Source organism: Acetobacterium wieringae (assembly GCF_026646375.1).
GTDB lineage: Bacteria > Bacillota > Clostridia > Eubacteriales > Eubacteriaceae > Acetobacterium > Acetobacterium wieringae_A.
The window spans coordinates 1-6,681 of record NZ_JAIPPU010000036.1 but is presented as its reverse complement, the minus strand read 5'-3'; the positions used below and the strand labels follow the sequence as shown (position 1 = coordinate 6,681).

Annotated in this window: 5 protein-coding genes; all 5 read right to left on the bottom strand. The window is 33.4% G+C overall.

What is annotated here, in order from left to right; all coding sequences use genetic code 11:
- Positions 1-282: 282 nt before the first annotated feature.
- The 5 genes from Q7P33_RS17675 to Q7P33_RS17655 all read right to left on the bottom strand — a co-directional run bounded on the left by Q7P33_RS17675 (position 283) and on the right by Q7P33_RS17655 (position 6,571).
- The gene (locus Q7P33_RS17675; RefSeq protein ID WP_303872068.1) at positions 283-1,752 is read right to left on the bottom strand and encodes a lipopolysaccharide biosynthesis protein; all 1,470 of its coding nucleotides are present in this window, start codon (positions 1,750-1,752) and stop codon (positions 283-285) included.
- A complete protein-coding gene (locus Q7P33_RS17670; RefSeq protein ID WP_303872066.1) occupies positions 1,749-4,004 on the bottom strand; it encodes a Coenzyme F420 hydrogenase/dehydrogenase, beta subunit C-terminal domain in 2,256 nt (751 codons plus the stop codon). Before Q7P33_RS17670 ends, Q7P33_RS17675 begins: the two co-directional genes overlap by 4 nt.
- 25 nt (positions 4,005-4,029) lie before the next feature.
- Positions 4,030-5,190 (bottom strand): polysaccharide pyruvyl transferase family protein, encoded by a 1,161-nt coding sequence (locus tag Q7P33_RS17665; protein ID WP_303872064.1) that lies wholly within the window; start codon positions 5,188-5,190, stop codon positions 4,030-4,032.
- A gap of 114 nt (positions 5,191-5,304) precedes the next feature.
- A complete protein-coding gene (locus Q7P33_RS17660; RefSeq protein WP_303872063.1) occupies positions 5,305-6,333 on the bottom strand; it encodes a glycosyltransferase in 1,029 nt (342 codons plus the stop codon).
- Between the two features lie 19 nt (positions 6,334-6,352).
- On the bottom strand, positions 6,353-6,571 hold the full coding sequence (locus Q7P33_RS17655; RefSeq protein ID WP_303872062.1) for a hypothetical protein: 219 nt from the start codon (positions 6,569-6,571) through the stop codon (positions 6,353-6,355).
- Positions 6,572-6,681: the final 110 nt, after the last annotated feature.

Here is a 6,681-nt window from a genome sequence, read left to right as displayed (position 1 = left end):
TATCTCATGGATTTATTCTAGATGTAAGGCACCTTGTTATTAATCGCTTACGATAATTTGGCTTCTTGTTGTGTAAGCGTTTAATTATAAGGCGCCAAAAAATTAAAGAACTGACCCAACAGTAGGCCAGTTCTTGCTAATATAAAAAAGTCCAAAAAAATATCCGCACCCCCAATGGCTCTGAGTCGTCAGAATACTCATGTTCTAACAGTAAAATCGACAAAAGAAAAGGGATTGTCTTTTTCCCGGTAGTTTCAGTGGCACAGCCAATTATAAAACTTGCTATATGTCACCTTTTGATGCACTTACAGATTTTACAGCTTTTAATGTATTAATAATAAGATTCCTCTTAATAATCATACCTATCATTATAACAATTACAATACCATATCTTATCAATGTTTGATCGTAAAATAAAATCATAGATATTCCAAAAAACAATACACTTGTTGAAAGCCATAGCAAACGTCTGGTATTAAATACTTTATCTAAATTCAATGTTTTTTTTATTCTAGTAGTCATATAAATATAGTGACTAAAAGAAAATACTATATAACAGATTAACGTAGTATAGGCAGCAGCTACATACCCAAATAATTTAATACCTATATAGTTTAATCCTATATTTAATGCTGCTCCCACCATTGATATTAACATTGTAAATCTAGTTTGATTAAAATAGAATTCGGTGTTTGCAAATGTCGTAAACATAAACGAAAATACAAGTGCTAACGCCACTGGTGGGATTACATATACTGCCTCATGATATTTTTCATCAGCTAAAATACACATTATTTCTGGTGCGAAAGCTGAAAACAACAACGCACATCCTGAAACAATAACAAATATCAGAAACTGAACATCATCTAATTCCTTAAACTGCCTTTTTTCTAATTTATCGTACTGCCAAGGGATTAATGCATTATTAATGCTCTGTGTTACAATCTTTAAAATCATGCCAGCATTATAAGCAACACTATAAATTCCTGCAGCTGCTATGCCAACCATCTTTGCAATCATAATTCTATCGAACTGCTCCAAAATATATTGCGAAACATAATGTAGCAACAATGGTAAATTAAATGTTAATGCAAAGACAGCATATTCTTTATTGAACCATATTTTTCCTTTTTTTCTATTATATATATATAGTGGTATTCCAAAGCAGAAATTCACCAAAACACAAGTGATTATACGTGCGTAACCTTTTTCTTCCGTAACACATACGGCAAACACTCCCAGTGCAGCATTTAGAACAGCCATCAATAGTGTTCTGAAAACGACAGGTTTATAAATATACTCGTATCGCTTCCTTACCGTCCAAAAATCAATTGCAGGTGTAAATAATAATTCTGCAAAAATTGCCACCATTACCAATGTCGGCAACTCCGTAATTGAATTAATCTGGTTATGAAATAGCAAATATACAATAAAAAAGATTAGGGCAAATACAAAAGTAATGGATTGCATCGTCGATGTATAACCATCTCTATCATCCTTATATTTGCTCATTCCTTTATTAAATACTGCGTAATTCAGTCTCAATGTTACAAAAATAGTAAATATTTGCAGCCAAGAATTATATAAGCTGAACTGTCCATATTGGGTTGGGGTCATTAATCGAGTAAATATTGGTGTAGTTAACAGAGAAATGCTTTTCTGAACAATACTGCAAAACATAAACCATAAAGTTACTTTTGCTAGGATTGGGATGTCATTATATTTTTTTAGTGTTTTTTTAAGCCACTTCATCTTTTTTCCTTCTGGACGAAGGTCTTTTTAACATTTCTTAAAGATACATAAATCTTATTTCTTTTAAGATCATTTATAGTTATTTGTCTTTTGATACCACTTTCTTTAATTGCCCTATTAAACGCATTCCCGTTAGAATAGGATCTTATAAATCTCAAATATACATTATTCTGCATTGATGGATGTCTCAACTGTGGATTTCCGTCTATTGCTTCTTGAATCGGTCTTTCTAAATAACACAGGTTTCCTTTTACTTCATTAAAAGCCTTTTCTCCCTGTTTTGTATTGATAAGAATTGTGGATATTCTACCACGCATAACCAAAGAAATACTGTCACGATCAATTCCCCAAAAATCACCGATAGTCATATCGCTGACTCTTTCAGTTTGAGCATATTTACACCGATAACAGTTTTTACGATAAATATAGCTTTTTAGGAATGCGAAATAATATTCATCATGATCCTTGTCTTTATCATATTCTATCTCCTTATCTTTATAAAGAACTAGATGAAAATCTGAGTCTCCGCCTCTAAAGGTATAATTATTAATATTACCGTCATTGGAAATTGAATTTATATGTTGTCTTAGATATTCAAAGGGTGGTACACCATGACATATGATGTCTACACAAAGTAAGTTTTTATATTGCTTTAGTTGACCCAAATAATTTTTTAATCCCGCAATCTGACAAGGAGTACCTGTAAATAGCACCTCTCTGCCATTATCTAGATCCGTTTTTACTTCTCTATAAGCATACCCAACATAACTTTGTACATATTTTGAACATCGGAACCTATCAACATCCTCAATAGTTGATGCACGGACATGAATTAATGAACAATCTCTTTGAACTGCAGCACCATAAACAACACCACCTTTCTCAATATAGTGCTCCGATAATATAGCACCAATTCCTCCAGATGCAGATTTCTTTCGCTTTTCTACATCCGGAATTTGAGCCGCAAAACATGTTTGGGGATATTTTTCAACGACAGTAAAATTAGTTGGACAAACCTTCTTACATGCACCGCAATGAACACATTTAGTAGCATCAATTAACGGCAGTGTTCTTCCTTGATAATCAATTGTACATGAAATTGCCGTCTTCGAACATATATTCATACATGCAAGACAACCGGTACAATCATCAAATGAGCATATTTGATAGTCGAAATTATTTGTTGTCTGAACTGCTTTTTTGATCGCTGTATCTAATAGAGCGAGTGATTTCTCTCTAGTTTTGTAAATAATATCATCAAGCTTCGCAATATTGTAAAGTGGTATTTCTAATTGCTCAAGAAGAGCTTTATCGCAAACTTTTTCTCTTGTAATTCCTCTTGACTCTACCCCACATAAAGAAAGCAGTTGATTTGTTTTTACACTTGCTGTAATACTGACAAAATTCGCATGGTTTAACAAGCAAAATATAGTTCCATGAAAAGTCGTTGTTACAATAGCCTTGGATTTACGTATAAGATCACTGAATTGCAGTGGACTGCATTGGACTTGATAATCGCACCATGAATGCCGAAAACAACATGCTACAGTTTTTAAATTCAACTTTTTTGCCGTATTTAAAATTGCTTGCTTTTCATTTTCTTTGATCGCAGTATAAGCATATACTAATAAACACTCGTGTTTCTCGAAATATGAATCATAATACTCTTCTCCATAATCATCTATAGAGACCAACATTGTCGGGTCACATACCATTTCTGCTTCTATATTAGAATAGCTATTGACCATATCTAACGTTCTTTGATCCCGGACAAGCGCTGTACTTAGATTATTTAAACAATTTATAATTGCCGGATAATCATGGAATTTATCTTTGTCTGCATTTCCAATACTTGCTGCATAAGAAATAGCTGGAATCATCCCACTCCCCCAAAAATGTGTATCTCTGAACACAGAATGATTAATATTCCATATCTCGTCACTTCCTAGAATATACACATCTGCTGAACAATCATTCATTTCCCTAACATCAAAAAAAGATTGCTCATAATCAAATATTTTAAATTTTTTCTGTCCAAAGGCTTTATCTCCTGCGAATTTCCATGGCATTAATCGTTCTTTTTTTCCTATTGGTTTTTCGTGATAATATAACTTCCTTGCCTGTTCTATATCTCTATTCTTAATATGGATAACAGTATATCCCATTTTTTCAAGAGCCATCTTTAAGCAAAATGCTTGAAGAAATGCACCAAAATTCGACGAGTCGTATGGTGTAACTACCGCAACTTTCATCTCAAACCTCCTCATTAAACATTACTTATGTATTAATCAATATTCTGTTTAAATAATCCAGCGCTGTATCTTTTTCGTGTAAAATCATTCTATTTATTTGACGATAATCTATTTCTGCTACTTTTGACGACGCATCTTTGTAGTTTTGAATTGTTATCTCTCTTTCCTTGACGCCCAACTTATCAAATAGAGTGTGGATACGATCATCATTAAGCAATTCCCCTTTTTTAATTTTTTGAATTCTAAAAAAGGGTTTGTTAAAGATTAATGAAAAAGCTGTGCCATGGAAAGATCCAGAAATAACTAACGTTGCATAAAACACCAATGATAAAAAGTCCCCTACTCCTGTTTTCCCAGCCCAGCAAATACCGTCCTTACATATAAAATATGAACGCCATGATGTGAACATTATGACAACCGGCAAATTGAATTCTTTACCAAACCATCGAGCAATTTTTATAGAATCCTCGTTGTAATCAACCGAGTAAAAAAAGATATAGTCACCAGCAATTGCCCTGTCTGTCATTATTTCCTTCCATTCATCCACAGAAAGTAAAAATGTTGGATCAATTAGAATTTCTGCTTCTGATATTCCACTTTTGGATAACATATCCGAAGCTATTGTCTCTCTAACCGACACGCCTGAGAAATTCTTTAAATTATCTGCAATTTGTTTCTGCTCTTTCTCCGATAAATGAAGATTTAATCCCCCCATGCTGGCTGCATAAGACATCTTTTTGACATTCTTGAATCCTGAAAGCATATAAATATCGCTGTAATCTTTTATTCTGATATTCCAAACCTGATCACTTCCGCATATCAATGCGTCATAATTATCAATGTCAATTTCCAAAACAGAATCACTAACCTTCTCTGGAAAGAGATTTAAATATTTTTTTCTAAAGAATAAAAAGCTTTCTTTTTTTCTGATTCGAATTTTCCTTTGAAATAGTAATATATAAAGATTCTTTAAATTATTATTAATAGAGTTGCTAGAAAAGAATACGCCATACATTTCTTTCTGAGCCTTAGATACATAATTAATTATATTACATTTAACATTTGGAACACTGTTGACTGTTTTCATTAGAGCATAAGCCTGAAGCACAGAACCATAATTATCCGCACCATGATAAGTTATTATTCCCACATTGTGTTCTGTTTTGCACAAAGTCTCTTTTTCCATTTATATAACCATTCCTTTTGCATTTTGTTAGGCAGCCAATGCCGGTTTTTATCTGTTTAATTCTATATCTAATTATTCACTTTTCTACTCTAAAACCTATTCCGATTGCGTTCTTCAAAATATTATAAACTTGACTACTCTTAATTTAGCTTTTAACCAAAATGAAAAGAGTAAGGCATAGCACCATTTCTCTTTGATTAATTTCAACACCAACTGTGTAGTGATTTTTATTTCACCAATTTTTCGCATTTCCATCAAATAGGTATAGTATTCTGAATCGAGAAATTCATCAATAAACCGCTTCTTTCCATTTAGTGAAAGTGTGCAACTCCTCTTGGTTACGGACTCCATACTTTGGAGACATATTTCGCCAATTGTTGCATCATACACCTGCTTATTCTGGTCATATACCTTTTTTTCTTTCAGAAGTTGAATGAAGGTACTATCCATAAGTCTGCGTCGTTCAATTTCTTTTTCACGAAACTTACCTGTCAAGCTTATTGCATCACGCTTATAGTAATAATAAACAATCTTGTTCATTAACGCAATCTTATCACTAGCTGAAAAAAAGGCACAATTGAATAAAAAATCCTCACCCAAACGAACCCTCTCGTTAAAAGCCAACCCATTATCTACTATTATTTGTCTTCTGTACCATTTGTTCCAAATATAATGAAGAAACTGATCTTTATCTATACTATTCATATTCTCAAGCAATAGTTTTGTATCAAATATGCCCTGCCGTCCTAATGACAACTTTTTTATTAATTTGTTGTCGCCAGTAACAATATCCGCATTCGCAATCACTAGATCTATGTTACTTCGGCTTGCGATTTCAAAAAAAATATTCCCGCAATCCTCTGTAATTGAATCATCAGCATCCACAAACTGAATAAACTCGCCTTTGGCTTGGGTTATGCCAAAATTTCTAGCTTTTGATGGCCCTCCATTTTTTAAATGAAAGCACCGAACCTTATTGTTCTTGGTAACATAATTGTCACAAATAACACCACTTTTATCAGTTGAACCATCGTCGACAAGGAGTAACTCGAAATCCTGGTACTCCTGACACAAAATACTATCTACACATTGTTTTAAATATTTTTCTGCATTGTAAATCGGGATAATAATAGTTACCTTCAAATTACTTCTCCTCTTCTTTTTACCACCTTTGCATCATCTTCAGAATTTTTCGTTTGATTTTGAAAAGGACACCTCCATAAATAGTGTATTTTTTCAAGCAGTATTCGTAGCCTCGCTTTTCGTAATCATTCCAAAATTTCTGCTGCCAAATCGGTCTGCCCGCAGGTTTCACCATGTTTTTTCGTAATGCTTCGGTCTCATCCGTCTTAAAGAACTCAAAACTTGCACCTTGCAGCAATGCTTCTCCTTTTTCTGAGTGCACAATTGCCAGTGACCAGCCGGTATTATCATTTTGGAATTGTCAATAATAGTTCAGTCAAAACGCGCAAGGAATTTTCCAAGCCCCTA

What these genes read in the sequence shown, in the direction of transcription:
- Q7P33_RS17675 (WP_303872068.1), bottom strand. Translation starts at nt 1,752, where the DNA reads ATGAAGTGGCTTAAAAAAACACTAAAAAAATATAATGACATCCCAATC.
- Q7P33_RS17670 (WP_303872066.1), bottom strand. Translation starts at nt 4,004, where the DNA reads ATGAAAGTTGCGGTAGTTACACCATACGACTCGTCGAATTTTGGTGCA.
- Q7P33_RS17665 (WP_303872064.1), bottom strand. Translation starts at nt 5,190, where the DNA reads ATGGAAAAAGAGACTTTGTGCAAAACAGAACACAATGTGGGAATAATA.